Raw genomic sequence first — 26,690 nt, forward strand, 5'->3', positions numbered from 1 at the left:
GTTGGTGTGGCCGGTGAGGGTGGCGATCGGCTGGCCTGTGGCGGCGTTCCACGTCCGCGCCGTCTTGTCGCTGCTGGCGGTGGCGATGGTCTTGCCGTCCGGGCTGAACACCACCGTCTGCACGGTGCGGGTGTGGCCGGTTAGGGTGGCGATCGGCTGGCCTGTGGCGGCGTCCCACGTCCGCGCCGTCCCGTCGTCGCTGGCGGTGGCGATGGTCTTGCCGTCCGGGCTGAACACCACCGTCTGCACGTTGTTGGTGTGGCCGGTGAGGGTGGCGATCGGCTGGCCTGTGGCGGCGTCCCATGTCCGCGCCGTCTTGTCGCTGCTGGCGGTGGCGATGGTCTTGCCGTCCGGGCTGAACACCACCGTCTGCACGTTGTTGGTGTGGCCGGTGAGGGTGGCGATCGGCTGGCCTGTGGCGGCGTTCCACGTCCGCGCCGTCTTGTCGCCGCTGGCGGTGGCGATGGTCTTGCCGTCCGGGCTGAACACCACCGACCACACGGTGTTGGTGTGGCCGGTTAGGGTGGCGATCGGCTGGCCTGTGGCGGCGTCCCATGTCCGCGCCGTCTTGTCGCTGCTGGCGGTGGCGATGGTCTTGCCGTCCGGGCTGAACACCACCGTATGCACATCGTTGGTGTGGCCGGTGAGGGTGGCGATCGGGTTCCCCGTGACGGCGTCCCACGTGCGCGCCGTCCCGTCGTCGCTGCCAGCGGTGGCGATGGTCTTGCCGTCCGCGCTGAACACCACCTTATTCACCCAGCTGGTGTGGCCGGTGAGGGTGGCGATCGGCCGGCCTGTGGCGGCGTCCCACGTCCGCGCCGTCGTGTCGTTGGCGGTGGCGATGGTCTTGCCGTCCGGGCTGAACACCACCTGATTCACCCAGCCGGTGTAGCCGGTGTGGCCGGTGAGGGTGGCGATCGGCCGGCCTGTGGCGGCGTCCCACGTCCGCGCCGTCTTGTCCCTGCTGGCGGTGGCGATGGTCTTGCCGTCCGGGCTGAACACCACCGACAGCACGGTTTCGGTGTGGCCGAGGATTTGGCGTCCTGGGCGGAGCTGGGTGGCGGTCACTGCTGCTTGCGTGTCGGCGTTGTGGTCGAGGCGCCAGCCGATGGCAGCGAGGGTTCGGGAAAGTTGCGGATTGCTGTCGCCGATGTTCTGGCTCTGCGCGGCGAGTTGTCGGGCGGTGGCGATCCGGCGTTGGTCGTTGGCGTCGATGGTGGCGCGGGATGCCATGACCGCTGTGATCATCGCGGTCACGGTGAGCAAGGCGAGTGCACCTGCGGCGGTGCGGCGTGTCCAGGTGCTGCGGGTGGAGGCCCGGTGGGCGTGGGCCAGGAAGTCTGTCGCGACGGGGGGAAGTGCGGGGTAGTCGGCGGGGTAGCGGTGCCAGGTGGTGCCGGCGGTGGCGGTGATGGTGAGGCGGGCGCCGCGGTAGAGGAACGACGGGTCCCGGCCGTGGCTGTCCCATTCGGTGGCGTCGTGGACGAGCTGGCTGTAGAGGACCCGGTCGGTGAGGTGGTCCTGCAGCCAGGCGCGCAGCCGTGGCCATGCCTGCAGGAGGGTGTCGTGGGCGATCTCGATCCCGTGGTCGCCGCGCACGATCAGTCGTCGCGAGGTGAACTCCTCCACGACCACGGCCGCGTCCTTCGCGTTGGTGCCCGCGCCGAGCTCGGTGGTGGGGATCGGGCGGCGGGACAGTTGCCCGTCGTGTGACACGAGGGTCAGGCGGCGGAACACGTCGCGGGCGGTGTCCTGCTGGGCAGGGGAGAGGCTGGAATAGGCGTCCTCGGCGCTGGCCCGAACCGCGTCGGTGACACCGCCGCTGGCGGCGTAACTGCGCCGGGTGAGCCGGTCGCCTTCGCGGTGTTGCCAGGTCCGCAGCATCGCCTGCGACAGCAGCGGCAGCGCGCCGACGCCGAACTGGGCGTCGCGGGCGCGAAGCTCGGCCAGGATGTCGTCGGCCAGCCCGTGCTCTATGTCCAGGCCGGTGGCATGGGCGGGCCCGGTGATCGCGAGCCGCAGATCGTGCTCGCCCATCGGCCCGACGATGAACTGCTGCCGCTGCAGTACCGCCACCAGAGCGGGGAACCCGGCACACCGGTCCACGAAGTCGCCCCGGACCCCGAGCACCACCACCCCCGGTGCCCGGCCACCGGCTGGGCCGGTGGCGATCGCTGTCAGCGCGGCCAGGAACGGCTGTTGCTCCTCACCGTCATCGGCGAGGGTGAACAGGTCCTCGAATTGGTCCACAACCAGCACCAGCCGCCCCTGCTCACGCACCTGCCGGGCGGCGGTGCCCGGGAGCCGGGCGGCGTGCGCCAGAACGACCTGCCGCGCGAGGTCCCCGGCGGCGGCCGGATCGGCGGACACAGACCGGATCACCGACGCGGTGTCCGCCCCCGCCAGCGCCGCGAGGTGGACCGCCAGCTCCCGCACCGGCCGCCCGGTCGGGGTCAACACCAGTGTCGGCCACTCCGCCGACCCGTCCACCGCGATCTGCCCCGTGCTGATCGCGGGCAGCAGCCCCGCCCGCAGCAACGACGACTTCCCCGCCCCTGACGCACCCGTGACCACCACCATCGACACGCCGGTCAGGGACTGCTCCACCACCTCGACCAGCTGCGCGCACACCCGTTCCCGGCCGTAGAACACCCCGGCTTGGTCCTCCTGAAACGGCCACAACCCCCGATAGGGCACCTGCCCCAAACCACCAGGTTCTCTGTCACCGCTGCCGGCACGTGCGTGACCGGCCTGGGCCCGGGTCAACGCTTCGACCGTACGTAGTTGATCGCGGAGGAGGCGGAGCTGGACCCCCTGCCGCCGCGACACCTCATCGCGTGCGCGCTGCTCCGCGCTTTGCACCCGCATTTCGCCCTGCATCTGACCGATGACCGTGTGGACCTGCGCAAGCAAGACACTGAACTCCGCGAACTCCGCACCCAGCCGACCGAACCCCACGGCCAGGGCCTGCAGAAGCTCTTCATCGCCTGACGCGACCGCTGCCTCGACCGCGACCCGAGCCGCTCCGACGTCAGCCAACACCGCCGCGATCTCCGATCGCAGCACGGCCCCATCCGCGCCGCCGTCGGCGAGAACAGCCTCCAGCCGCTGCGACAGCTCAGCGACGACTCCGCTCTCGGTCACCTCGCCGGCGCCGCGAGCGCGCAGGGCGTCTACCGCAGCGGCGACGGCGTCGGTCAAGATGTTGGCCCCTACCGAACCCAGGACCCCGATTCCGGCCGCTACCACCACACCGCTACCCGCAGCCGCTGCTGCCACCGGCGCCAAGGCCGACGCACACAGCATCGCCAGCAACGCACCTCGTGACGCCCCTCGCAGCCCTCCCACCCGCGACACCGCGTTCCGGATACCTCCACGCATCCGATCCAACTGCTGACTGTGACGCCCCAGTCCATCCACGACCACCACTATTGGTTATCGCGGCAACACTCAACATGAACAGAACGGCCACAACAGTCCACCCGGACCGATGCCGGAAGCTTCCTAACGTCCCCGCACCGAGCCGTATAGATCAACTAATTGGCGGCCGGTAGCGAGAGCCTCGCTAACACCTCAGACCAAGATCAAAAATCTGTAGTGTCGGGTCGCATGCGCAAGCGCCGGACCTTCAAACGGCACAAGATCACATCCTTGGCGCTAATTCGCGCAGGTACGACTGGGCTGTTGCTGCGCGCGAAACGTACGAGCTGCAGCCGCACCCTCTGTGTCAGCCTTGGGAAGGCAGGTTAACCTGCTGAAACGTTGACCCGTGAGGGCGAGCAAGGAGCACCGCCCCCGTGACATCGCATGATCCGGTACCCGACCCTGAGGTGCCGGCGAAGCCCCGGACCAGGACGTACACCGCCGCCTACAAGGAGCGGATCCTGGCCGAGTACGAGACCCTGGACAAAGCCGGCAAGGGCGCGTTGCTGCGCCGCGAGGGCCTGTACACGTCGTTGATCGCGGCGTGGAAGCACCAGCGTGACGCGGGCGCGCGTGAGGCCCTGGCCAAGCCCGCCGGTCGGCCGAAGACCGACCCCGCCGTACGGGAGGCCGCCCGGCTGCGGGCGGAGAACGAGCGGCTACGCGCCGAACTGGACAAGGCCCGCAAGGTGATCGAGGTTCAGGGAAAACTCTCCGCGCTGCTGGGTCAACTCGCCACCGACAGCGCGACCGATCAGGGCGAGCCGAGATGATCGACGCTGCTGTCGAGGCGGCGATCGCCGAGTTGGCGCCGCTGGTCGGGGTCCGGGCGGCGTGCCGGGCTACCGGCCGGCCGCAGGCCAACCACTACCGCCGCCACCGCCAGTCCCCGCTACCACCACGCCCGCAACGCCAGCCGAGGCCCCAGCCCCGCGCGTTGAGCGTGACAGGGTGCGGGCGCTGCTCAACAGTCCCGACTTCGTCGACATGGCCCCGGCCGTCGTCTACCACACCCTCCTCGACGAGGGCGTGTACGTGGCGTCGGTGTCGAGCATGTACCGGATCCTGCGTGAACACGGCGAAGTCCGGGAACGCCGCCGCCAAGCCGTCCATCCGCCGAGGATCAAACCGGAGCTGGTCGCCGACGCCCCGAACCGCGTGTGGTCCTGGGACATCATCAAACTGCGCGGGGCGGCCAAGCACGAGTTCTACCACCTGTACGCAGTGATCGACATCTGCAGCCGCTACACCGTGGCATGGTTGATCGCCGAACGTGAGGACGCCGCCCTGGCCGAGCGGCTCCTCGCCGACGCCATCAACAAGCAGGGCATCAGCCGCCAGCAGCTGACCATCCACGCCGACCGCGGCACCTCCATGGCGTCCAAGACCGTCGCGCAGATGCTGGCCGACCTCGGCGTCACCAAGTCCCACTCCCGGCCGAGGTGCAGCAACGACAATCCGTTCTCCGAGGCCCAGTTCAAGACGCTGAAATGCCGGCCGGACTTCCCCGACCGCTTCGGCTCGATCCAGCACGCCCGAGCCCACTGCCGGACCTTCTTCACCTGGTACAACACGATCCACCGCCACTCAGGCATCGGCTGGCACACCCCGCACGACGTCCACCACGGCCACGCCGAACGCATCCGGGACGTCCGCGCCGAGGTCCTGGCCACCGCCTACACCGGCAACCCCGAACGGTTCGTCCGCGGCAACCCCGCAACCACCCGCCCTGCCCGAAACCGCATGGGTCAACAAGCCCCAGGAGAACACAGCTCAGTCAACGAATCCCTGAACCAACCGCCCCGAACTGGTTGACATCTTCCGGGATGAGGCAGGGATCGGGGCGACGCCGCCATGGCGAACGCGGCCTCGGAGGTCAGCCGGTCGTGGTTCTCGCCGGCGCTGACCAGCAGCTGGCCGGCGACCTCGGCGCCGACTCCGTTGGCAGCCAGCAAGGCAGGGTTGATCGCGGCGACGAGAGGCTCGAGCAGCTCGTCGAGGTCGGTGATCTCGGTGGATAGTTGCTGGTGGCGGCGGGCCAGACTGCGCAGGGCGAGCTTGACGGCAGTGACCGGGGCAGCGGCGTCGGCCGGGTCGGGTCGTAGGTTCGCGCAGGTGGCGACCAGCTGCTTGGCGCTCAGGCCGCGCAGTCGGACGCGCAGCTCGTCCGGGGCGGTCACGATCAGGGTCTTGATCTGCCGCTGGGTGTCGGCACGCTGAGCGACCGCGCTGCGCCGGGCCACCCGCAAGTTACGCAGCGCTTCGACCCGGCCGTCGCGCTGTTTGGGGATCCCGGTACGTTCCCCGGCCAGGGCGGTCCTGGCAGCCTGAATCGCATCGATCGGATCGGATTTCCCCTGGAACCGGCGGGTCTTACGGTCCGGCCGGTCGACCTCGATCACGGCGACGTGCTCATCGCGTAGCAGCCGGGCCAGTCCCGCGCCGTAGGCACCGGCGCCCTCGACCCCCACCCGGCCCAGCCGGCCGTGTCCGCGTATCCAGGCCAGCAGGTCGCCGTATCCGGCCGCGGTGGCCGGGAACTGCTGGGTGCCCAGCACCCGCCCGACCGAATCGATCACCGCCGCGGTGTGGGTGTCCTGGTGGGTGTCGACCCCACCGGCGACCTTGATCGCGGGCGTATCTGCCGCACGACCTGCCCCCGAAGTCGGCGACGTACTACTACTTCGCCCTGTGGCGTGACGACGGCACCGACCAGGCGATCCATGACCTGCTGCGCTGCCAGGCCAGGAAGAAGGCCGGCCGCCGGGAGGACCCGACCGCAGTCGCGTTGGACACCCAGTCGATCCGCGCTGCCAACCACGTCCCGGCCGCCACGACCGGCAAGGACGCCGCGAAGAGGGTGCCGGGGCGTAAGCGGGGCTTGGCGGTGGACGCTCTCGGCCTGATCATCGCGGTGGTGGTGACCGCGGCGTCGGTCACCGACAACGCGATCGGCATTCGACTGCTCGACAAGGTCACCGAACACACTCCGACGGTCACCCGCGCCTGGGTCGACGCCGGGTTCAAACAGGACGTCGCGGTCCACGGCGCCGTCCTGGGGTGTCGACGTCGAGATTGTCAAACGCTCCGACACCCGCCAGGGGTTCGTGCCGGTCCGCAAGCGGTGGGTCGTCGAGCAGGTCAACGGCACCCTGATGCTGCACCGCCGTCTCGTGCGTGAGTACGAGAGCCGGCCGGAGTCATCGGTGTCGCGCACCCTGTGGGCGTCGATGGCGAACATGGTCCGGCGGCTGACCGGGACCAGCACCCCGTCCTGGCGGCACCGGTGAACCTTCCGGCGATCCTCGACCTCATCGCCGAACGCGAGGCCACCGCGAGTCAGACCGCCAACCGGCTGCGGGAGCAAATCACCACGCTTACCGCTGAACTCGCCCAGACCGACGTGAGCTGGCCAACCTGGCGACCACCCGCACCACCCTGCGCGGGCTCACCGCAGCCGAGTTCACCGCTGATGATCCGACCATCGCCAGCGCCCCGTACCAGCAGATCCTGACCGTTCTCGACACTGCGGCCACCGGCATGCGAGCCAAGGACACGGCGAGAAACGCGCGATCGGTAGGGGCGAACCGGGTTTTCTCGCCGTGCAGGTGCCGTTCGAGCACTGTGATCTGGTGGCGGAGGGCCAGGATCTCCGCATCCTTGGCGCTGTCGCTCATGGGTAGCAGCCGCAGCAGCGTGAGCGCGTTGGTCACGCCGAGGTAGGCCAAGCAGCACGGCCAGGCATCATCGCCCAGTCGACGCCGACAATCCGATGCATGTCGCAGAATTCGACCAGCGCAACATCCTGCCCCGGTGGTCAGAGTAGCCGTGACCAGAGCGGACGACATTATCGGCACCCGCAGCCGTGCTGCGGGCGCTGGAGCAGCAGGGATTCGAACCTCGCCGCGAAGGTGCCGAGGTTCTGCTCGCCAACTGTCCGATTCATACCCTCGCGCAGCAGCACGCCGAACTCCTGTGTGGCATGAATCTGTTCCTGGTCAGCGGTCTGCTCAACGGCCTCGCCGACACCGGCCTGATCGCCAGACTCGACCCGACGCCGGGCCACTGCTGCGTACGCCTCGGTCAGCGCCCCGACCCCGACCAGCCGGACGCGTGACGGCGCGCTGGCAGCCCCGTCGGAGTGGTACCCCAAGGTGTCCGGGCAGTCTTCACGCGCTTTCGTACATGATCCATGGCCGCACCCCTGCTTCTGTCACGCGGAGGCGTGGGGCGTCAGCCGCGCGCGTTCAGGCCGAGGCCGACCTGGCGGGCCCGGACGATGGCCTGGGCCCGGTCGGTGACCTGGAGCTTCGCGAAGATGTTCGACACGTGGTTGCGGACGGTCTTGTCGGAAAGCGTGAGCCTTCGGGCGATGTCGCTGTTGCTCTTCCCCTCCGCGATGAGATCGAGCACCTCCCGCTCCCGGTCCGTAAGCGCGGGAAACGGATGGCTACCGCGGTCGCCGCGGCGGCCGGCAGCAAGCACCCGCAGCACCCCGACGGCGACATCGGCACCGAAAACCGCTTCGCTGGCCGCGACCGCGCGGATCGCACCCACGATCCGATCACCGCCGGCACCCTTCACCAGATAGCCGCGCGCGCCGGCGCGTAGGGCGGCCACCACCGACTCGTCGTCATCGAACATGGTCAGGACGAGTACCGCCACCCCGGGTAACGCACCGGCGAGCTGCCGGGTTGCCTCGACGCCGTTGACACCCGGCATGTGCAGATCCATCAGCACGAGGTCGGGCTGCAGACTCATGGCCAGGTCGAGGATGTCGGCACCGTTGTCGACCTCGGCGACGACCTCGATGTCGGGTGCGTCGTCGAGCACCGCGGTCAGGCCGGCGCGGAAAACCGGATGGTCGTCGGCGATGAGAACGCGGATCATGACGCCATCACCGGAAGAACCGCCTCCATGCTGGTTCCCTCCCCCTGCCGGAACGTCACGGTGCACGAGCCGCCCAGTTCCTCGGCGCGTTCGCGCATGGAGGCAAGGCCAAGTCCGACCCTGGCCGGCGGAGTCCCGGTCCCGTCGTCGTGGACGGTGATCCGCAGCCCGTCGCGGCTGCTGACGCACACCCGGCAGGTCCGGCCGCCGGAGTGGCGTATGGCATTGGTCATCGCCTCCAGCGCGATCCGGTACGCCGCGACCTCCACCGCGGCGGGCAGCGGCGGCAACCCGTCGTCCTGCCCCTCGACCAGCACCACCGGCGACTCGGCGGGGGCGTTGAGCACGTCCGCGTGCCGCCGCAACGCGTCGACCAGGCGGCCCTGGTCGAGCGCGGGAGGACGCAGGTCGGTCACGATCCGGCGGATCTCCTCCACGCACGCGGCACACTCGTCGTGAAGCCGGGCCAGCAGAGCCACTGCCGGCCCGTCCTGTCCGATACGTCGCACCGCCGTCTCCAGGCCGAGCGTGATGCCGGCCAGTGCCGGCCCCACGCCGTCGTGCAGGTCGCGGCGGATGCGCAGGCGCTCCTCCTCGCGGGCGAGGATGACGCGCTCGCGGGAACGACGCAGGTCGAGCGTCACCCGAACCGCGTGTACGGCGACGCCGGCCTGGCGGGCGAACGAACGCGATGAGCAGGATCGCGGCCAGCCGCGGCAGCAACGGTGACCGCCACATCGCCACCGCCAGCAGCACCGACCCGATCAGGACACCGCCCATGAACATCGCCATGAGCACCGCGCCGGGAATCCCGAAGTCCTTGCTGGCCAGCACGCCGGTCGCGCCCGGTAGGTCGTTCTCCAGCATTCGCCAGTACGCCCCGAGCTCGATCCCGAGCACTGTGGCCAGACCGGTCAGCCCGATGACCATGCAGCCGCCGCCGGTCCACGCGAGCCGCCGCGACGAGCGCCGGGTCAGCGCGACGAGCGCGGCAACCGCGCCGATGAGCAGCGGTACGGACACCAGCCAGAGCGACGTGGTGATTCCCGTAGCGGTGACGTGCGAGGCCCAGTAGGCGACCCGGGTGGCGGGATCTTCTTGCTTGGGCTCCAGCAGTTGCGCCACAAGCTGGGTGAGACCGCCGGCGAGGAAAATGGCGGCGACGCCGTACCGGACTCCGCCGGTGAACACCGGCGCGGGACGCGACGGCGACGCGGGCGCCTCGACCACGATTGACGATGACATGACAGCTCCTCTCGGTGAGCTTTGCTTATGTCTGCAGCCTGCGCGCGTTCGTGTCCCGGATTACAGGGAGCGCGGTCCCGATCTATGGCCGGGACGTCTGCCGGACGGCCCCTGGCGGCGCGGCAGTTCCTCATCGACCTGCCCAGCCAGATCATCGAGGCCGGCATCCGTGCCGAGCCGCTGCGCAGTCATGCCCTATTAGCTAGGGCCCTTCGCGCTGGGCGGCTCCGAGGAAGGCGTAAGTTAGGAGGCCCGTGACCGCCAGGATGGCTGCGATCGCCGCCGCAGGCCGGCTGGTGTGGGGCTGGCCCTGCCACGTGGCGAGGGCGCTCCACGTGCTCGACTGGGGAAACAGGGCGGCGACGACCGTCCAGCCCAGCGGGAGGAACCAGGCGCGGGCCGCGCCGACGACCGTCGCGCACATGGCGGTCAGGCCCAGCAGGCCGGCGGCGTCGCGGAGCACCAGCGCGGCCGGGCCGAAACGGGCGCCAGTGGGCAGGGTGGCGAGCAGCACGACGAGCACGAGCGCCAGCGCGGCCAGCAGGTGCAGGACCCGCCACCAGGGCCAGCGTAACGAAGCTGCGCGTTCCAGGTCCTCGTCCGGGGCGGCCAGTGTGGTCGACAGGACCGCCACCATCAGCACGACCGTCAGCACGACGATCAGGGCCCCGGCGTCGCGGTCGTCGGAGAGGGCCAGCCACAGGGCCCAGATCAGGGCTGCGGCGCCGACGGACGCGGCCAGGGCCAGTGGTACGCGCCGCGCGCGCAGGTAGAGGGTCACCGTGACAGCAATCCGGTGCTGTCCTGGCAGGCCAGGATCGCTTTGCGCACTGCCGCCACGCGGGACAGCGCCTCCGACGACGGCAGCTTCTGCAGGCCCTGCCAGAGCGCGACCGCCTCGGCGTTGAGCTCAGGATCCTCTTCGATCGTCTCGTCGGGTGTGACGCCCACGTCGGGGACCGGCTGGCGGCCGAGCAGGTAGTAGGCGGCTGCCCGTTCCACCGCGCCGCCGCGCTGGCACTGGCCGGTGTTGTCGACGCCGAGGCCGAGGACGATCTCGGGGACCACGGCGGCGGGATAGGCCAGGCCGCCGTGGGCGTCGATCCGTATGGTGATCGTGACGACGTCGCCGTCGCGAGTGGTGGGAAGCGGTTCCCACGCAGCCCACCGTTCCTGGTGCACCTCGGTCGGCGCGTCCGGCAGCTTGGCGAGGACGGCCAGACCCTCGCGGGCGAGCGGGGTCAGCGTGTCGAGCACGTTGGCGTTGACTCGGGTGACGCAGATTTTCGGCACGTCGTAGGTGCAGACGAGCTCGCGGGCGACCGGGTCGATTGGCGCGACGAGGGCGGCCTCGGCGCGGGGGACGATCGCCGCCGCGGCGCCGAAGCCGAGCAGTGCCGGCAGCACGGCGGCCATCCGGACGTGCCGGCTGCGGGCGATCAGCAGCACCGCCCCGGACAGCGCGAGCGCGCCCATCCAGATCGCGAGCGCGCCGGTCACCCGGGGGGCGATGGTCTGGAAGGGGTAGAAGTAGCCGCTGCCGTAGACCGGGGACAGGACCGCGCCCATCCAGTGCGGCCGCATGATCGCGGTGAAGAAGACCAGCAGTACGCCGGCCACGGCGAGCGCGGGGGCGGTCACCAGGGCCGGCAGGAGCCGCCCGATGCCCAGGCCGAGCCAGGCCGCCGCGACCATGGAGAGCACGCCGGTCAGCACGATGACGACGATGTCCGGCGGGAAGTAGGCGGCGGTCGGGGCGATCCGCATCCCGCCCGCGACGATCACGAGCAGATAGGCGAGCCCGAGCGTGGCTCCCATCGCGACGAGGACCGGTAGCATCCGCCGCGCGCGGGACCGAGGTGTGGTGGCGAACAGCTCACCGACCTTGGCCCGGTGCTCGCGGCGGCCCTGCCAGGCGCCGGCGGCCAGGGCGAGCGGCCACAGCAGGATGGTGTATTCCTTCGCGGTCAGCACGAGGGGCATCCAGCCCTCCGACCAGCGTCCCGGATCGATGTAGAGGGCGGCGACGCCGACCGTCAACGCGAGCAGGGCGGCGCCGGCCGCGGCGGAGCGGCGCAGCTCGAGTCCTAGGGTGCTCATCGGACGGCCTCCGCGCGGTGGCGGCGCAGCAGGGCCGAGTAGCCGCGTTCAGCGGGGCTGTCGCCTGTATGGCCGTCGTCGCCGAGCGCGACCAGCGCAGCGGGCGTGCCCTGCCACACCAGCCGGCCGTCGTTGATCAGCACCACCTCGGTGCAGGCGGCGACCACGTCCTCGACCAGGTGGGTGGAGACCAGCACGCAGGCATCCACGCCCAAGTCGCGCAGCAGCTCGCGCAGGTCGAGGCGCTGCTCGGGGTCCAGACCGACGGTCGGCTCGTCCAGCAGCAGCACCTGTGGGTCGTTGACGATGGCCTGGGCGATGCCGGCCCGGCGCAGCATGCCACCGGATAGTGTTCTGAGCCGGGCATCGGCCTTGGCGCTGAGCCCGACGCGGTCGATCGCACGCTGCGTGGCCGCCGGGATGCCGGCCTTCGGCATCTCCTTCAACCAGGCCATGTACGCCACGAACTCGCGCACCGTGAATCGCGGGTAGAAGCCGAAGTGCTGCGGCAGGTAGCCCAGCGCGCGCCGGGCGGGGCGCAGGTCGGCGCGAGCGTCGACCGGGGTGCCGAGCAGGGTCAGCCGGCCGTCGGATGGCTTGAGTACCGTCGCGAAGGCGCGCATCAGCGTGGTCTTGCCCGCGCCGTTGGGTCCCAGCAGGCCGTGGACACCGGTAGCCAGTTTCAGATCGAGCCCGTCGACGGCCAGGTGGCGTCCGGCGCGTACCTTCAGCGCCTCGGCGTGGATGGCCCAGGGATGGGTGGTGGCGACCGTCTCGGCTGTGCTCACCGCTCGCATGGTGGTCCTTTCAGAACGAGGTCAGGCGCCGGAAACTGCCGGCGCGGAGGAGGGTCAGGGCGGCCAGCACGACCGTGGCAAGGGCCCACGGGCCGGTGGCGGCGGGCTCGAGCAGCGCGGGCAGCTCGGCGGTGGCGAGGCTGGGGGCGACCACGGCGGCGGCCCAGGCTGCCATCAGGCCGATCGCGGCGCGGTGTACGCCGACGGCGGAGCCGAGCAGCAGCGTGGCGCCGGTGAAGGCCAGGCAGGGCAGCAGCATCAGCGCGAGATTCGTCCGATTCGCGCTGGCGGTGGCGAACACGGCGAGCACCGGGATGACGAGGACCAGCACCACGGCGGTGCGCCGCAGCAGCATCGTCAGACCGGCCGACGGGGTGCCGGCGATCAGCTCCCAGGCCGGGTCGGCGCGCCTGCTCCAGGCGGCCGCGATCCCGGGCAGCGGCGCCAGGGGCGCGAGCAGCAGCACCAATGAGGGCAGCTCGGGCAGATAGTGCGTGAGCAGGGCGGCGCTGCCGAGTACGGCGGCCGTCATGGCGATCCAGGGCAGCAGCGCCGCCACCAACCAGCGCTGCCGCGCCGGCGTACGGAAAAGGACCCTGGGTTCCGGGACGGGGTTGGCGGTGATCGCGCGGTCGACGGCGATCGCGACCTCGGCGATCAGGGCACGCGAGTCGGTCGTGGTGCTGCCGGCCAGGCGGGCGCGGCAATCCGCGCAGGCCTCCAGGTGCACCTCGATCGACCAGACGGTCACCTCGTCCAGGCCGCTGTCGCCCTGGGCGTAGCGGTGGATTTTGTCGAGGGTGGGATGCGTGCTCATGACAGGGCCTCCCGCAGGGCGATCCGGGCGCGGCGTACCCGGGACTTGACGGTGTTCTCCGGCACGCCCAGCAGCACGGACGTTTCGCGGACGGAGAGGCCGTCGAGAACGGTGGCGCGAAGCGCCTCGCGGACCTCGATCGGCAGGGCGGCCAGGGCCTGTTCGAGCTCCTGCCCCACCCGGCCGGCCATCACCTCGTCCTCGGCGGCGGGCACGACCGTGTCGGCCGGGTGTACCTGCGGCACCGGGGCCTGCCGGGAGCGGCGCCGGAACGCGTCGACCAGGCGGTGTGCGGCGATGGTCCACAACCAGCCGACGGCGCTGCCCTTGACGGAGTCGCCGGCGAAACTGCCGGCCGCCCGCCAGACCGCCAGGTAGGTCTCCTGAAGCACGTCGGCGACCACGTCCGGGTCAGCGCACCGGCGGCGCAGCCGCACCTCCAGCCATGGCGCCGTGCGCCGGTAGAGTTCGTCGAAGGCCCGCCGGTCACCGTGGGCCACGCGGTGTACGAGCTCCTGCTCGTCGGCCCCGTCCAGGCTTTGTCTCACACCGGGTAAGACGACGGTCTCCTCATGGTCCGGTCCGCACAACGGTGTGATCGCCGCCACTGCCGTCGATCAGCCGAACGGCGCACAGTCGTGCAGGCGGCGGATCTGGTCGACGTCGTCGCGCACCAGAAAGGTGTTGCGGCGCGTTCCGCAGGCTGGCCCACCTACCCTACCGGCAGTGCCGAGACGGTCGAGGACGCCGTGCAGAGCCGCGCACCACGTCATGCCGGGCAGGTTCCCGGCTGGCGAGGATCAAGGAGGTGGCGGCAACAGCCGAGCTGGCTGTTGCCGGTGAGGCCGAGGGTGGCGAGCCGGGCCAGGTTGGTGGCGGCGGCCAGGAGTTTGAAGTCGGCGGCGACGCGGTGCAGGGCGCGACGGCCGCCGTGGCGGCGGCGCGCGAGGTGGGCGATCTTGCGTTCGACTTTGGGGCGGGTGGCGCGGTAGTCGGCCCGCCAGCCGGGGTCGGTCTGGCGGGTCCGGGCGGCCGTGAGGTGGGTTTCCCAGCGGCTGATGGTGATCTGCCGGCCGGTCTTCGACTCGGTGCACTGCGCCTGCATGGACGTGGCTGAGGGGTAAGGGCGCGACACCGACCACCAACGAACCACCTGAACTCAGGCGCTACGCAAAGTCATCCATCGTTACGCGGAACGGCTCACTGGCCGTCGTGGTGGATCCCAACGCGGAGGACGTGCTCGATCACGCCGTCGAGCTTGTCCCTGGCCGCAGCCAGCTCCCTGATGCGCTGATCGATGGCGTCACGCTCGTGACGGATCTTGTCGTACATGCTGCCGGTGACCATCCCAGTCGACACGCAAGGCAGAAGATCGACGATGGCGTGGCTGGGCAACCCCGCGGCGTACAACTGCTGGATCAGCTGTACCCGCTCCACAGCGCCCTCCTCATAGATGCGCTGCCCACCCGGCGTACGGGTCGAGTCCAACAACCCCTGCTGCTCGTAATAGCGCAGCGACCGCACGCTCACACCCGCCTGGTCTGCGAGCTCCCCGATACGCATCGTGTCTCTCCCATCACATTCGCACGGTGCAACTTGTCTCTGACGCCAATGTCAGGTTCTAGCGTAGGCGACGGCTTCAGAAGGACGAGGAACCGAACACCGGGCCCGGTCTTCTGATACCGACGGAAGGCACATGCCGGAGTCGGAAGAGAGCAGATCCGCCTGAGGAGGCACATACATCATGAGCAGCGACATCAACGGCACCGACAGCACTGAGGACAGGATCGACCTGAGCGGAAAGAGCGAGCGGTACAAGAAGGGCATCGCCTACTACGAGGCGATCCACGGTGCGGCGGGCGCGAAGTCCTTCGATGCCCTGGAAGCAATCGCTCCGGGGTTCGCGGACCTGCTCATCGAGTTCACCCTCGGTGACATTCACTCCCGCCCCGGCCTGGACGTGAAGACCCGCGAGCTCATCACCGTAGCGGCGTTGACCGCCATGGGCACCGCGAACCTCCAGCTCAAGACCCACGTCGACAGCGCCATGAACGCCGGGTGGACCAAGGAGGAGATCATCGAGACCATCACCCAGATGGCCATCTACGCCGGCTTCCCCGCCGCGCTGAACGGGTTCTTCGCCGCCGCCGAGGTCTTCGCCGCCCGCGAGGCAGCGGCGGCCAGCCAGGAGGCCTGACATGCGTCTCGCAGGACAGACCGCTCTGGTCACCGGCGCGAACAGGGGCATCGGCCGCCGGTTCGTCACCGAACTCCTGAACCGTGACGTGCGCAAGGTCTACGCCGGCATCCGCAACCCGGACACTGCCGACCAAGAGCTGCAGGAGGACCCGCGTGTGGAGATCCTGATCCTGGATATCACCGACACCGCCACTGTTACGGCCGCAGCCGGGCACGCTGGTGACGTCTCGGTGCTGATCAACAATGCGGGCATTTCCACCACCCAGGCCCTCCTCGATCTCAAGGCCCCCGACGCCTTCAGCGCCGTCAAGCGCGAGATCGAGACCCACCTGCTCGGAACGCTCTCCATGGCCCAAGCATTCGCGCCCGCACTCAGGCAGCACCACGGGGCGATGGTCAACATCTTGTCCGCGCTGTCGTGGTTCTCCTACCCTGGCTCAGGCGCCTACTCAGCCGCCAAGGCCGCTCAGTGGAGCCTGACCAACAGCCTCCGACTCGAGCTCGCGCCCGCAGGTGTGCTCGTCCAGGGAGTACACCTGGGCGCGGCCGACACCGACATCAGCGCCGGCTACGACGGACCCAAGATCGACCCTACTGAGGTCGCACGAGCCAGCCTCGACGGCATCGAGGAGAACCAGATCGAGATCCTCGTCGACGACTGGAGTCGGGCCGTCAAAGCCGCACTCACCGGCGAGCCGAACGCCGCACTCACCGCACTACTCAGCTAGAAACCGGTCCCAGGGTTCGTGGCGCGCCAACACCAAGACGCGCCACGAACCACCACCAGCGCCGGGGCCAACCCAAGGCGTCAACCCGGGGCCACCCGACCACATCGACCACCGGCGGACCACCTTTGTTGTTCGCGCGTTTGACCCTGAAACGGCTCTGGCGGCCGCACGAAAGGGCCGGTCAGATCGAAAGCGTGAAGAGGCTCCACGCCCACTCGCCCGTCAGCTCGGCATGTCGTTCGGGGTTCTCGCGGATGGCCGTCACGAGATATCGCAGACCCGTTGCTGGGTAGTCGGCGCTCTCGGCCGCGGCGATCACCTCGTCGAGGAAGGCGCACTGGTCGCCGGTGCCAGCTCCGGCGAGCCATTTTTGCGCGCGGGCGAGCGCCTCGTGCGGGCCTCCGCCGGCGGTCAGCTCATGGTAGAAGCGGGCGGCCATGACCGCTGAGGCGTCCTCGCTGACGGAAAGTAGCGGGGCGACGACCGCGGCGGCGCCGGCGTGAAGGAAGCGGCGGGCGGGCCGAAGGTCTGGTCGGGCAGGCCCGGGTCGGGGCTTGCGGTCTCGCAGCTGGCCAGGAAGACCAGCGGACCGGCCGAGAGGTCGGCGCGCAGGATGTCGGAGGCGCGGATGGCCCCGCCGCCTGGCAGGTATACGGCGGTCTCGACGGCGTCGGCACGCCCCGCCAGTCCGTGCGTGCTGAAGTGCACAACCGAGCGGCCCTCGATCGCGGTCAGCGCGGCGGCCGGTTCCCGCTCGGCCACTGTGGTCGTCGGCGCGTACTGGGAGAGAGCTTCGGCTTCGGCCGTGCGCAGGAAGTTGACGTTGGAGGTGGTGCCTAGAACCGCGACGGCGGAATTACGAGGCGGCGCCGGCGGAATTGCGGCGGCGGTGTGGCCGCTCGCGGCGAGCAGCAGCGGGTGGCCAAGCAGGCGGCGCGCCGCAGCCAGGGGCAGGTCGGCGAACGGGCCGCACGGAACCACAACCAGTGGCGCGTCGTCGGGCACGAGGTCGAGCAGCGGCCCGGCCACGGCCCGGTTCAGCCAGCGGCCGCAGCGTGCGACAGCGGCTGGGAGGCCGGTACGGCGGTCGTACGCGCGGCGCAGCCGTCGCCGTTGCCAGGTGACCGCATTGAGTGTGACCTCGGGCAGCAGACGGACGTCGGCCGTGCCGTCCGAGTAGGTGACGAGGATCGCCCCGCCAGTTTCCGTGCAGATAAGGTACGCCGTGTGCCGGTCGTGGCGGGTGGAGATGTGGACGGGCGGCAGGCCGGGTACACGGTCGAGGGGTTCGTCGCTAGCTGGGCCGCCGCGGTCGAGCCAGGTCTGTATGGCCCGCCTGGCCGCGCGTACGCGTGGATCGGAATCCTCGGGGTCGAGCTGGGCCGCCGCCGACAGCAGGCGCGATTCCCGGGCGCGGAGCATGTCGACCACGCGGGTGGCCGCGGCGGGATCGCCGGAGCGTGCATGCAGCAGCGCCGTGAGCGCGGTCAGCGATTCTGCGTGCTTCTGCCAGTTCCGCTGATCACGGCGCAGCAGCTGGCCGGGCAGGATGACGCCGAGCGCGTCGAGGCCGCGGTGGCAGAAGTCGAGTGCTCGCGCGTCGTCGCCGTCGCGGACCGCCTGGAGAGCGCCCTCGCGGGCCGCTCCGAGAGCACCGATCGCCTCGTAACGCAGGAAGCCCGTGAGCGCCTCGTCGAAGTCCGCGAGCCGCCGGGAAATCTCCGCGCGACCCAGCAGGAGGCCGGGCCGCCCTGACGAGTCCGGCGGTGTCCCGGCGAGGGCCTCGTCGAACAGCGCTTCTGCGGTCGTGGCCGCGCTCGGATCGAGGCGGGCCAGGTCGTGCCAGGCCCAGGCCAGGCTGCCGACCCGGCCGGGCCGGCGGACGTCCGCAGGGCCGGTGAGCGCGAGGGCCTCTTCCTGAAGCGCGATCGCCGCCTGGAGCCCGGCCCGGTCTGGCCGCCAGAGCCGTGTCGTGATCCCCGCGTGCTGGAGAATCATGGCAAGCCGGTCCCGATCACCGGCACGCCGGGCGAGGCGCACCGCCGTCCGGTGCCGGGCGGCGGCCTCGCGAAGGTATGCCCGGTCCAGTGTGATCTCGCCAGCAGTGGCTTCGCCTGGGGTTTGGCGACCTTCCTGGTCGGCCGTTCCGCTGCGGACGCCAGACGAGCCGCTGCCCGGGGGCGGCCTACTGGCACTGGCCACGCTGGTCGCCTGCTTGTTCGTGCTGCTGTCAGTCGTCGCTGGAGCGGGGGATACCTGGAAGACGGCACGTCGGCCGGCTCGAGGGAACCGTGGTTGACAGCTATCGATTCGTGGTGGACCCTCCTGCTACGTTCTACATAATGTTCGGGAGCCCGGGCGGTGAGGAATACGGATGCGGACCATCGACTGGCGGGACGACAGGATCGTCGCGATCGACCAGACCCGGCTGCCGCACGAGGTTGAGTTCCTGGAGATCGACACCGTCGAGGACCTGATCGCCGCGATCCGGTCCCTGGCGATCCGGGGTGCGCCGGCGATCGGCGTCGCCGGTGCGCTCGGAGTGGCCCTTGCCGCCCGTCGGCACCCGGACCCGGCCGAGCTGCGCCGGGCCGTCGACGCGCTCCGCGCCGCCCGCCCCACCGCGGTCAACCTCGCCTGGGGCGTCGACCGGGTCCGCGCCCGCCTCGACGCCGAGGGCGCCGAGGCGGCCCTCGCCGAGGCCCTGGCCGTGCTGGCGGAGGACGTCCGCTGCTGCCGGGAACTCAGCGAACGCGGCGCCCGCTGGTTGGTCGACACCGTCGGGTCGCAGGTGGCGGTGCAAACGCATTGCAACGCCGGAGCACTGGCCACCGTTGAGTGGGGCACCGCGCTCGGGGTCGTCCGGTCCCTCCAGGAGTACGGCGTGCTCACCCACGTGTACGCCTCGGAGACCCGCCCGCTGCTCCAGGGCGCCCGGCTGACCGTGTGGGAACTGGCCCAGATCGGCGCGCCGCACACCCTGGTGGTGGACTCGGCGGCCGCATCGGTGCTCGCTCAGGGCCGGGTCGACGCGGTGGTGGTGGGCGCGGACCGGATCACCGCCAACGGCGACGTGATCAACAAGGTGGGCACGTACCCGCTGGCGCTGGCAGCGGCCCGGGCCGGGGTGCCGATGGTGATCGCCGCCCCGGAGTCCACCGTCGACCTGGCCACCCCGTCCGGTCGGGACGTGCACATTGAGGTACGCGACCCCGAGGAGATCACCGCCCTGGGGGCGGTGGCGCTGGCCCCGAAGGGCACGGGCACGCTCAACTACGCCTTCGACGTGACCCCGGCGGACCTGGTCACCGCCATCGTCACCGAGCGTCGGGTCATCCTGCCGGCCGCCGGCGGTCGCCCCGACGACCCCATCGACCGGAGCTGACCCGCCGACCCCACGAGGAGTCACACTCCGATGCGTAACCGCTGGTCCGCCGCCGATGCCCCGGACGGCTCCTCTCCGATCGCGCGACTCGTGTACGCGTCCCGGCTGCTCGGGGCCGACCCCTGCCTGGTGCTGCACGGCGGGGGGAACACCTCTGTCAAGACGACGGTCACCGACCTCACCGGGGAGCCGGTGGCGGTGCTGCACGTGAAGGGTAGCGGCTCCGACCTGGCGACGATGGACTCTTCCGGGTTCACCGCGCTGCGGCTGGACCGGCTGCGGGCGCTGCTGAGGCTGGAACGCCTCGGCGACAGCGACATGATGAACGAGTTGCGCTGCGCCCGGCTCGACGCGAGGGCACCGGACCCGAGCGTGGAGACGCTGCTGCACGCGCTGCTGCCGCACCCGGTCGTGCTGCACAGCCACGCCGACGCGCTGCTCGCCCTCACCAATCAGCCGGACGGCGCCCGGCTGGTCGATGAAGTTTACGGCGACAGCGTCGTCGTGGTGCCGTACGTCATGCCAGGGTTCGACCTGGCCCGGCGATGCGCGGACCTCTACCCGGCCCACGCTCACGCCGGAACGGTCGGCATGGTGCTGCTCCACCACGGGCTCTTCACCTTCGGCGCGGACGCCGAGGAGGCGTACCGCCGGCACATCGACCTGGTCAGCCGGGCGGAGGAGCGGATGGCGCTGCCGCGGCCCCGGGTCGCGCCGGCCACGCCCCCGCCGGTGGACCGGGTGCGGCTGGCCCGGCTGCGCCGGGACGTCTCCCGCACGGCGGGCGCCCCGATGCTGCTCAGCCGCCATGAGGATCCGGCCGTGCGGGCCTTCCTGGACCGGCCCGACCTGGCGGCGGTCGCCACCCGGGGCCCGGTCACCCCCGACCACGTGCTGCGCACCAAGCGGATCCCGCTGATCGGCACCGACACGGCCGGCTACGCCGACGCCTACCGCCGGTACGTCGAGCAGCACCGCTCCCGGGCGCGGACCACGCTGACCATGCTCGACCCGGCGCCACGGGTGATCCTCGACCCGGAGCTGGGGATGCTTGCCGCCGGTCGGTCGGCGGCCGAGGCCCTGATGGCCCGGGACCTCTACCGGCACACGGTCGACGTGATCGAGGCCGCCGAGGCGGTTGGCGGCTACCGGGCGCTGCCGGCGGAGGACATCTTCGACCTGGAGTACTGGGAGCTGGAGCAGGCGAAGCTGCGGCGGGGCGGACCGGCACCGGAGTTCGCGGGCGAGGTGGCGGTGGTGACCGGGGCGGCCTCCGGCATCGGCCGGGCCTGCGCCGAGGCGCTGCTGGCCCGTGGGGCCTGCGTGGTGGCCCTGGACAGGGACCCGTCGGTCGGCGCGTCCGACGGACCGGCCCGGTTCGGCCTGACCGTCGACGTCACCGACGCCGCGGCCGTGGACGCCGCCCTGGACGCCGCCGTGGATCGCTTCGGCGGGGTGGACATGGTCGTCGCGGCGGCCGGGATCTTCCCGCCGAGCCGGGCGATCGCCGAGCTGGATTTGGCCGAGTGGCAGCGCAGCATGGCGGTCAACGCGGAGTCCGTGGCATACCTCTTCGCCCAAGCCCACCCGCTGCTGGCGCTCGCGCCCCGCGGCGGCCGGGTGGTCGTGGTCGCCTCCCGCAACGCCCTCGCCCCCGGACCCGGCGCGGTCGCCTACTCTGCCTCAAAGGCGGCGGTGACGCAGGTGGCGCGGGTGGCGGCCCTGGAATGGGCGGGCGACGGCATCCGGGTGAACGTGCTGCACCCCGACGCGGTCTTCGACACCGGGCTGTGGAGCCCGGAGGTGCTCGACGCTCGGGCCCGGCACTACGGGCTGACCGTGGCGGAGTACAAGCGACGAAACCTGCTCGGCACCGAGATCACCAGCGTCCGGGTGGGGGAGTTGGCCGCCACGCTCTGCGGGGAGACCTTCGCGGCCACCACCGGGGCGCAGATTAGCGTGGACGGCGGGAATGAGCGGGTGATCTGAGGCCTGTTGTGCGGTCGGCGGAGCGCACTGGGCGGACTGGGGCGATGCCCCCGCGGCGCACGCCGCCGGCGTACCCATGGGTCGTCGCGTTGCTCGTGGCGGCGAACTCCGCTGATGCCCGCCTGGGCACGCGGTCACATTGGCGGCAGGGCGGCGGATGATCAGGTTGTTGGTGTGCAGGCAGGTGGCGAGCTTTTCCGGGTCGGGGCTGCACAGCGCGGGATGGTGGCGGTGTAGTCCGCGGTCGTGTCGGATGCGGTCCAGCAGGTGGTCTTCGCGGATGTAGAGGATCTTCGGTTGGGGAGAGGTCCTGGTGCGGCTGCTGGTGTGGCCGTGCCGGAATCGGTAGCCGGGACGACCGTGGACCCAGTGGGAGTCCATGATTCGCCGCGGAAGCCGCAGCCTACGAGGCCGGCCAGAAGGTAGTGGCGAGAAGCGCCATCAGCGGGGGCAGGCCGGACGCCACGACGACACGATGGCGGCCATGATTGATCAGATCGAGGCCCGCCTCACCTCGTGGTCACCGCTGCCTGAGTCCGCACGACGGTCCGATGCGGATGACCGCACGAGCACGAGCCGAGGCCCTCGGCGTGACGTCCCTGACCGGTAACCCGCCGTCCGGGGCGCAAGCCCGTGGCCATCGGGTGCGATTTCCTGCCCGTGTAGCCCGCGTTCGGGTCGGCTCACCACCGACCCGAACGGCGACCGCGACGGTGGACGGGCTCCGAGCAGCGCCGGAGTCGCCGGCTCACCAAGGCGCGGATCATGGCCAGAGCTCAGCCAGCAACACGGCGGGGAGTCGCCAGGTGGAGTGAGGCGGTCTCGTAGTTGTCCAGGTTCTCGTAGTAGCCCGGGCGGGCCGAGAACACGAGGGTGGTGGGCTCCTCCGAAGGCCCAGATTCCAGCGTCTCTGGCCAGTTCTCCAGCGCCGCCGGCATGTCGTAACGGAATGACACCGGGTCGCTCTCGTACCAGTGAACGCCGTCCTTGTCGGCGTCGTGCCAGCCCGGAGGCAGTTCCCCGTCCGGCTCCACATAGACCTGCCGCGACCAGCCCTCGAACTCGTACAGCGTCTTTGCGAACTCCCGCCATCGCTCGGGGAACGCGGGCACGATCTCCTCGAGCCACCATCGCCGGACCACGTCACGCAGCTCCGGCTGGCTGTGCAGGTCCCGGAGCGCCGCGGCGATGGCCGGCGACTCCGCGAGCAGCGGCAGCTTCGCGCGGAACGCGGCGGCGGCCGGGTCGTCGGACCGCTCGAAGTAGGCCTTGAGACCCAGGATGACCTGGGACTGGGTCATCTCGAGCACGTCGAACAGCGGCCGCCAGACGTGCCGCAGGAACTGCTGCTCCCCGATCACCCGGGCCCAGAACACGAACCGCTGCATCTCCATGTTCTCGGACAAGGTGGAAGTTCGGTTGGCCAGCACGTATTCGAAGTCATCGTCCTCGCCGCGGATCGTGACGAACCCGTGCATCTCCCGGTTCTCCGCGTACGCGGTGTTAGGGAGCACCAACATCGGGTAAACCGCGATCCGGGAGACCTTCTTGGCGAGCCTGTCGTAGCCGCGAAGGAACGACTCCACGGTCTCCCCCGGCGCTCCCCAGATCAGCTCGCCGTAGCATTCCAGACCCTCTTCGTGGAGCCAGTCGGCCATGCTCTCCCACTGGTTGACCTTCATGTTCTTGCGGAGCATGTCGGTCAGCGCCGCGTCGTCCAGGGTCTGCAGCGCCAGCGTGAACAGGCCGTGCAGGCCGTGCTTCTTGAGGTCCCGCACGATCTTGTAGAACCGCGGCGACTTGTTCTTCGCCCAGCTGGTGATCAACGCCTCTGGATAGCCGTACTTCTCCTTGGTCTTGATCACTAGTTCGACGAACTCCTCGTCCGCCTCGAGCAACCCGAAATTGGAGTCGCAGAGCACGAGCGACGGGGCCTTGTAGAAGCCGAACATATCCAACTCGGCGGCGAGCCGCTCGGCGGAGAAGGACCGCATCTTCTGGCCGATCGCGCCGCCCCAGTAGCAGAACGAGCATTTGTACGGACAACCGCGATTGGTCTCCATCAGCGCTACGTCGTAACGGAAGTTCCCGGTGGCGTCGGCCATCGGGATGGCGCCGGTCAGGAAGGGGGACGGCACCACGTCCAGGTCCTCGATCCGGTCGCGGTCGGGCGTGGTGTGGTGCGTGCCGTCCGGCCGCCGGTAGGAGATCCCCCGTACGTGCACCGGGTCGAATTCCCGATGCTCGAGTACGTGGGTCAGCAGCTCATGGAAGGTGTGTTCGCCCTCGCCGTTGACGACGATGTCGACCCACGGGAAATGACGGAAAACCCGTTCGGACTGGTAGGCCACGTGGTTTCCGCCGAACACCACCAGTCCGCGCGGATTTACCTGCTTGAACGTCTCGGCCAGCGCTCCGAAGCTACGGTAGTTCCAACCGAGCACGGAGAACGCCAGCACGTCGGGGATCTCACCACTCAGCAGATCCTTGGCCATTTCCTGCAGCTGCGCACCGCCGCGGAAGTTGGAAATCGTCGCCTCGACCTCCCCGGTGAAGTCGACGTCGGCGTCGATCACCGCCTTCAGATAGCCGACGGCGAGCGGCATCGAGTCGACTGGCATGTCCCAGGCGCCCTGCTGCACTAATCTGACCTTCAACACGGAGGTCACCTCGCTCTTCATGCCCGCTCTCCTGGCGCACGCTTTTCCGCCCTAATGAAAAATGCCAGGCCGATGGACGACTCTTCGCGCACAACGAGCCCGGCCTGGTCCAGCCATCCCTTGAACTCGTCGAGGTCGTACATCTCAAGGCCCTGCTCGGCCTGCGGGAGGTGAATCGAAGCGAGGAAGTGCCGATAGATCGGGTCCTCGGAGTTGCGGAAGCTGTAGATCGTGAACGTGCCTCCAGGCCGCAGGCACCGGCCGATCTCGGCGAAAATTGGGGCGGTGTCCTCGTAGAGAAACGCGTGCGGCCCGTTCCAGCACATCACCGCGCCCAGCGTGTCGTCGCCGAACGGAAGGACCCGCGCATTCGTCACGACTGCGGGCACCTCCGGCAACCGGTCCCGCAGCGAGGCGAGCATCGTCGGCAGCATGTCCAGCGCGATCACTCTCTGATGCCCGACGGCCTGAGCGAGGGCCATCGTGAATCCGCCCGGTCCGGCGCAGAGGTCGAGCACGGGCCCCTCCGCCGGGCGTACGAGCTCGGCGATGCGCTTCGCCTCGAAGGCGGCCGACACCGGCCCATCCCACGTGAAGCCGCACAGCCGCTTGAAATTGGGCCGGGCCGTCGCCTCGATGAAATGGGACATGGTGGGGATCTTCAAGAGCTGGGACTGGAGACCCGCGTCGCCGTCCGGTGCGGTGAAGTAGAGCATCCCCTGCATGATCGGATATTTCTCGGCGCAGCCGGCGCAGCGGGCGAAGCCGGACTCGAACGCCAGACCGCCGCCGCAGCGCGGACAGCGGAATGCCGCCTCGTGCCTGCGGAAGATCTCGATATCCGCTTCCGGCGGATCCGGGTAGCGCGGCGCGAGCGAGTCGGGCTCGATTGGCGTCGGCGCGCCGTTCCGCACCGCCCAATACGCCTTTGCGCCGGTGAATGCCAGCACGGAGGTGGTGTCCTTGTGCCACTGCGCCTCGATCTGCTCGGCGTTCAGCGTCTTGATCTGTGCTCGGTCGTGCGCACGCTCGGACTCGTCCATCTCCCAGGCCGCCGGATAAGGGAACACGCGGCCGATGTTCGGCTCCGGGTCGTTGGGGTCGAACCGGAGCAGGGCACGATCCAGCCGCGCCCGGTCGTCGAATTCGAGGCCGAGCTCGTCGGCTACGGCGAGGACGCGGCGCCGGTCGTCGGGGAAATGCGCGACGAGATACTGCAGGGCAAGCGAAAGCCCCAGCCCCTTCGGGGCACGCCGCCACAGTGCGAGATAGCGGTCGAGTCCGGCGCGGACCGCCGAGTTCAGCTTGCCGCCTGCGGCCGGATTTTCTCCCCCGGCGAGCAGCCCGAGGAGGATCGAAAGGTGCCCCTGCCGCAGTTCGTCCACCTGGTCCAGGCACGCCACAAGGTGCGGTACCGCAGGCAGCGCGAGTTCGGTCGGATCGCCGGGCCGCCACAGCGCACCGACGAGCCGCTGGTATGCCTCCTCTAGCCCGCCTGCGGGCGCGGCGACGAATGAGTCGATCAGTGTGGCGACTGGATTGGGGTCGGAACCAGCCATGACCTCACTCCTTAAATAATCCACCGACGAGAAATCTCACCGAGCCGCCGTACGCGCGGACCGTCCGGCTTGCCATTTCTCCGGGCAACCGTATTGCGATGTTTACACAATCGAACATGCAGCGTCTTCTCCGAAAATGCTTGCTCCCGGTCGGCTTACCTGGCGTCCCCGATTGGGCTCGAATCAACCACAAAATCCTTCTAGATGGCTCATCTCTGCCGCTGGGCTACGGGTGCCGAGCGGCAATTCCCTCGCCCGACACTTCTTCAGTAGCAGCGTCCACGCCGTCGCCGGGATTGGGCACGGGCAGAACGCACGACACGATAAGCGCCCGGGTCTCGGCTATCCGGTCCCGGGCTTCAGCGAACGCCTCCAGCGTGCCATTCGGCGATGGTGTACGGAGAGTTGGCGAGCGACCGAAACAAGCGCCGTCCGCCTCGCGTCCAAGATCTGGCCCGGGGCCTACGCCCCGGACCCCGCATTACTTGATCGCCAGCGGATTGATCGGTGCGGCGACCGCGCGGGACAGGACCATGTGGACCGGCAGAAACACCTCCCGTGGCTCCCCGGCAGCCCTCGATCGCCCAGTTGTCCGAGCACACCGCGGCCACGTCACGGACACGCAGCCACCCACAGCAGCTCAGCCCGAGCCCGGGCTCGCCGGTCATGAATGCGCCAGGTCGTCCGGCGTGATCACCGCGCCGGCTTCCAGCCACTCCACGCCCCTGAGAGCGGTGATGTCTAGCAGCACCCCCGACCGTCGATACCGGCAATGACGGCGCTGACCAACTCCTTCAGCAGCGCGTCGGTCTTCGGCCTGGCGTCGTCTACCACCGCCGTCATCCCGAACATCCCGGACCAGCGGTGACGATGAGGTTGCTCCACAGCTGGCGTGCCC

At 70.0% G+C, this 26,690-nt stretch carries 22 protein-coding genes and 3 pseudogenes; 9 read left to right on the plus strand and 16 right to left on the minus strand.

The features are described 5' to 3' along the window. A partial coding sequence (locus ABZ671_RS19890) for an AAA family ATPase (protein WP_357860047.1) occupies positions 1-2,697 on the minus strand: 2,697 nt, incomplete at its 3' end. Positions 2,698-2,784: 87 nt separating this feature from the next. On the opposite strand from ABZ671_RS19890, the gene ABZ671_RS19895 reads away from it, so the two are divergent. Together ABZ671_RS19895 and ABZ671_RS19900 are read left to right on the plus strand one after the other, a co-directional pair. Then, positions 2,785-2,991: a hypothetical protein gene (locus tag ABZ671_RS19895; RefSeq protein WP_357859862.1), complete on the plus strand. Its 207-nt coding sequence runs from the start codon at positions 2,785-2,787 to the stop codon at positions 2,989-2,991. An 806-nt stretch (positions 2,992-3,797) separates the two neighbouring features. After that, positions 3,798-5,215: pseudogene (locus ABZ671_RS19900) on the plus strand (IS3 family transposase). Here ABZ671_RS19900 and ABZ671_RS19905 read toward each other — a convergent pair. Then, complete coding sequence (locus ABZ671_RS19905) at positions 5,172-6,002, minus strand: transposase (protein WP_357859865.1); 831 nt, start codon at positions 6,000-6,002, stop codon at positions 5,172-5,174. The pseudogene ABZ671_RS19900 and the gene ABZ671_RS19905 overlap by 44 nt on opposite strands. Before the next feature lie 56 nt (positions 6,003-6,058). Between ABZ671_RS19905 and ABZ671_RS19910 the strand changes: the two are divergent. After that, positions 6,059-6,713, plus strand: a pseudogene (locus ABZ671_RS19910) (transposase); the annotation flags it as partial. Between the two features lie 87 nt (positions 6,714-6,800). On the opposite strand, the gene ABZ671_RS19915 reads toward ABZ671_RS19910, so the two are convergent. Then, positions 6,801-7,151, minus strand: coding sequence for a hypothetical protein (locus ABZ671_RS19915; RefSeq protein ID WP_357859868.1), 351 nt, complete (start codon positions 7,149-7,151; stop codon positions 6,801-6,803). A gap of 254 nt (positions 7,152-7,405) precedes the next feature. Here ABZ671_RS19915 and ABZ671_RS19920 point away from each other — a divergent pair, with 254 nt between their 5' ends. Further along, positions 7,406-7,540: a hypothetical protein gene (locus ABZ671_RS19920; RefSeq protein ID WP_357859871.1), complete on the plus strand. Its 135-nt coding sequence runs from the start codon at positions 7,406-7,408 to the stop codon at positions 7,538-7,540. Positions 7,541-7,656: 116 nt separating this feature from the next. Here ABZ671_RS19920 and ABZ671_RS19925 read toward each other — a convergent pair whose 3' ends face one another. Further along, on the minus strand, positions 7,657-8,313 hold the full coding sequence (locus tag ABZ671_RS19925) for a response regulator transcription factor (protein ID WP_357859874.1): 657 nt from the start codon (positions 8,311-8,313) through the stop codon (positions 7,657-7,659). Further along, the gene (locus tag ABZ671_RS19930; protein WP_357859877.1) at positions 8,310-8,957 is read right to left on the minus strand and encodes a sensor histidine kinase; all 648 of its coding nucleotides are present in this window, start codon (positions 8,955-8,957) and stop codon (positions 8,310-8,312) included. The genes ABZ671_RS19925 and ABZ671_RS19930 overlap by 4 nt, the downstream gene beginning before the upstream one ends. A 47-nt stretch (positions 8,958-9,004) precedes the next feature. Here ABZ671_RS19930 and ABZ671_RS19935 point away from each other — a divergent pair, with 47 nt between their 5' ends. Next, the gene (locus tag ABZ671_RS19935; protein WP_357859880.1) at positions 9,005-9,388 is read left to right on the plus strand and encodes a hypothetical protein; all 384 of its coding nucleotides are present in this window, start codon (positions 9,005-9,007) and stop codon (positions 9,386-9,388) included. A 372-nt stretch (positions 9,389-9,760) separates the two neighbouring features. Here ABZ671_RS19935 and ABZ671_RS19940 read toward each other — a convergent pair whose 3' ends face one another. The 7 genes from ABZ671_RS19940 to ABZ671_RS19970 all read right to left on the minus strand — a co-directional run bounded on the left by ABZ671_RS19940 (position 9,761) and on the right by ABZ671_RS19970 (position 14,835). Beyond that, complete coding sequence (locus ABZ671_RS19940; RefSeq protein WP_357859883.1) at positions 9,761-10,339, minus strand: hypothetical protein; 579 nt, start codon at positions 10,337-10,339, stop codon at positions 9,761-9,763. Continuing rightward, the gene (locus tag ABZ671_RS19945; protein ID WP_357859886.1) at positions 10,336-11,658 is read right to left on the minus strand and encodes a hypothetical protein; all 1,323 of its coding nucleotides are present in this window, start codon (positions 11,656-11,658) and stop codon (positions 10,336-10,338) included. The genes ABZ671_RS19940 and ABZ671_RS19945 overlap by 4 nt, the downstream gene beginning before the upstream one ends. Continuing rightward, the gene (locus ABZ671_RS19950) at positions 11,655-12,455 is read right to left on the minus strand and encodes an ATP-binding cassette domain-containing protein (RefSeq protein WP_357859889.1); all 801 of its coding nucleotides are present in this window, start codon (positions 12,453-12,455) and stop codon (positions 11,655-11,657) included. Before ABZ671_RS19950 ends, ABZ671_RS19945 begins: the two co-directional genes overlap by 4 nt. 10 nt (positions 12,456-12,465) lie before the next feature. Next, on the minus strand, positions 12,466-13,272 hold the full coding sequence (locus ABZ671_RS19955; protein WP_357859892.1) for a hypothetical protein: 807 nt from the start codon (positions 13,270-13,272) through the stop codon (positions 12,466-12,468). Next, positions 13,269-13,820, minus strand: coding sequence for a sigma-70 family RNA polymerase sigma factor (locus tag ABZ671_RS19960; RefSeq protein WP_357859895.1), 552 nt, complete (start codon positions 13,818-13,820; stop codon positions 13,269-13,271). Before ABZ671_RS19960 ends, ABZ671_RS19955 begins: the two co-directional genes overlap by 4 nt. A 221-nt stretch (positions 13,821-14,041) precedes the next feature. Continuing rightward, positions 14,042-14,377, minus strand: coding sequence for a transposase (locus tag ABZ671_RS19965; protein ID WP_357859898.1), 336 nt, complete (start codon positions 14,375-14,377; stop codon positions 14,042-14,044). A 95-nt stretch (positions 14,378-14,472) separates the two neighbouring features. Then, a complete protein-coding gene (locus ABZ671_RS19970; protein WP_357859901.1) occupies positions 14,473-14,835 on the minus strand; it encodes a MerR family transcriptional regulator in 363 nt (120 codons plus the stop codon). Positions 14,836-15,016: 181 nt separating this feature from the next. On the opposite strand from ABZ671_RS19970, the gene ABZ671_RS19975 reads away from it, so the two are divergent. After that, positions 15,017-15,469: a carboxymuconolactone decarboxylase family protein gene (locus ABZ671_RS19975; protein ID WP_357859904.1), complete on the plus strand. Its 453-nt coding sequence runs from the start codon at positions 15,017-15,019 to the stop codon at positions 15,467-15,469. A gap of 1 nt (position 15,470) precedes the next feature. Further along, positions 15,471-16,199 (plus strand): SDR family oxidoreductase, encoded by a 729-nt coding sequence (locus tag ABZ671_RS19980; protein WP_357859907.1) that lies wholly within the window; start codon positions 15,471-15,473, stop codon positions 16,197-16,199. 181 nt (positions 16,200-16,380) lie between these two features. Here the strand turns inward: ABZ671_RS19980 and ABZ671_RS19985 are convergent, their stop codons facing one another. Together ABZ671_RS19985 and ABZ671_RS19990 are read right to left on the minus strand one after the other, a co-directional pair. After that, the gene (locus tag ABZ671_RS19985; protein WP_357860050.1) at positions 16,381-16,851 is read right to left on the minus strand and encodes a CHAT domain-containing protein; all 471 of its coding nucleotides are present in this window, start codon (positions 16,849-16,851) and stop codon (positions 16,381-16,383) included. Further along, positions 16,767-18,197, minus strand: a pseudogene (locus ABZ671_RS19990) (CHAT domain-containing protein); the annotation flags it as partial. The pseudogene ABZ671_RS19990 and the gene ABZ671_RS19985, both read right to left, overlap by 85 nt. Before the next feature lie 376 nt (positions 18,198-18,573). On the opposite strand from ABZ671_RS19990, the gene mtnA reads away from it, so the two are divergent. Both mtnA and ABZ671_RS20000 read left to right on the plus strand, forming a co-directional pair. Then, positions 18,574-19,584 carry an S-methyl-5-thioribose-1-phosphate isomerase gene (gene mtnA, locus ABZ671_RS19995; protein ID WP_357859910.1) on the plus strand — a complete coding sequence of 337 codons (1,011 nt, stop codon included), beginning with the start codon at positions 18,574-18,576 and terminating at the stop codon, positions 19,582-19,584. 30 nt (positions 19,585-19,614) lie between these two features. Beyond that, positions 19,615-21,573, plus strand: a complete 1,959-nt coding sequence (locus tag ABZ671_RS20000; RefSeq protein WP_357859913.1) for a bifunctional aldolase/short-chain dehydrogenase — start codon at positions 19,615-19,617, stop codon at positions 21,571-21,573. 776 nt (positions 21,574-22,349) lie between these two features. On the opposite strand, the gene ABZ671_RS20005 is transcribed toward ABZ671_RS20000, so the two are convergent. After that, positions 22,350-24,254: a KedN5 family methylcobalamin-dependent radical SAM C-methyltransferase gene (locus ABZ671_RS20005; protein WP_357859915.1), complete on the minus strand. Its 1,905-nt coding sequence runs from the start codon at positions 24,252-24,254 to the stop codon at positions 22,350-22,352. After that, on the minus strand, positions 24,251-25,792 hold the full coding sequence (locus ABZ671_RS20010) for a class I SAM-dependent methyltransferase (protein ID WP_357859919.1): 1,542 nt from the start codon (positions 25,790-25,792) through the stop codon (positions 24,251-24,253). The genes ABZ671_RS20005 and ABZ671_RS20010 overlap by 4 nt, the downstream gene beginning before the upstream one ends. Between the last annotated feature and the right edge of the window lie 898 nt (positions 25,793-26,690).

The sequence above is a fragment of the Micromonospora sp. NPDC006766 genome, assembly GCF_040636055.1.
Classification (GTDB): Bacteria; Actinomycetota; Actinomycetes; order Mycobacteriales; family Micromonosporaceae; genus Micromonospora.

Excerpts from the sequence above, each read along its gene's own strand:
- ABZ671_RS19920 (WP_357859871.1), top strand. The coding sequence starts at position 7,406 with ATGAATCTGTTCCTGGTCAGCGGTCTGCTCAACGGCCTCGCCGACACC.
- ABZ671_RS19925 (WP_357859874.1), bottom strand. The coding sequence starts at position 8,313 with ATGATCCGCGTTCTCATCGCCGACGACCATCCGGTTTTCCGCGCCGGC.
- ABZ671_RS19935 (WP_357859880.1), top strand. The coding sequence starts at position 9,005 with ATGAGCAGGATCGCGGCCAGCCGCGGCAGCAACGGTGACCGCCACATC.
- ABZ671_RS19945 (WP_357859886.1), bottom strand. The coding sequence starts at position 11,658 with ATGAGCACCCTAGGACTCGAGCTGCGCCGCTCCGCCGCGGCCGGCGCC.
- ABZ671_RS19950 (WP_357859889.1), bottom strand. The coding sequence starts at position 12,455 with ATGCGAGCGGTGAGCACAGCCGAGACGGTCGCCACCACCCATCCCTGG.
- ABZ671_RS19955 (WP_357859892.1), bottom strand. The coding sequence starts at position 13,272 with ATGAGCACGCATCCCACCCTCGACAAAATCCACCGCTACGCCCAGGGC.
- ABZ671_RS19965 (WP_357859898.1), bottom strand. The coding sequence starts at position 14,377 with ATGCAGGCGCAGTGCACCGAGTCGAAGACCGGCCGGCAGATCACCATC.
- ABZ671_RS19970 (WP_357859901.1), bottom strand. The coding sequence starts at position 14,835 with ATGCGTATCGGGGAGCTCGCAGACCAGGCGGGTGTGAGCGTGCGGTCG.
- ABZ671_RS19975 (WP_357859904.1), top strand. The coding sequence starts at position 15,017 with ATGAGCAGCGACATCAACGGCACCGACAGCACTGAGGACAGGATCGAC.
- ABZ671_RS19980 (WP_357859907.1), top strand. The coding sequence starts at position 15,471 with ATGCGTCTCGCAGGACAGACCGCTCTGGTCACCGGCGCGAACAGGGGC.
- mtnA (WP_357859910.1), top strand. The coding sequence starts at position 18,574 with ATGCGGACCATCGACTGGCGGGACGACAGGATCGTCGCGATCGACCAG.
- ABZ671_RS20000 (WP_357859913.1), top strand. The coding sequence starts at position 19,615 with ATGCGTAACCGCTGGTCCGCCGCCGATGCCCCGGACGGCTCCTCTCCG.
- ABZ671_RS20005 (WP_357859915.1), bottom strand. The coding sequence starts at position 24,254 with ATGAAGAGCGAGGTGACCTCCGTGTTGAAGGTCAGATTAGTGCAGCAG.
- ABZ671_RS20010 (WP_357859919.1), bottom strand. The coding sequence starts at position 25,792 with ATGGCTGGTTCCGACCCCAATCCAGTCGCCACACTGATCGACTCATTC.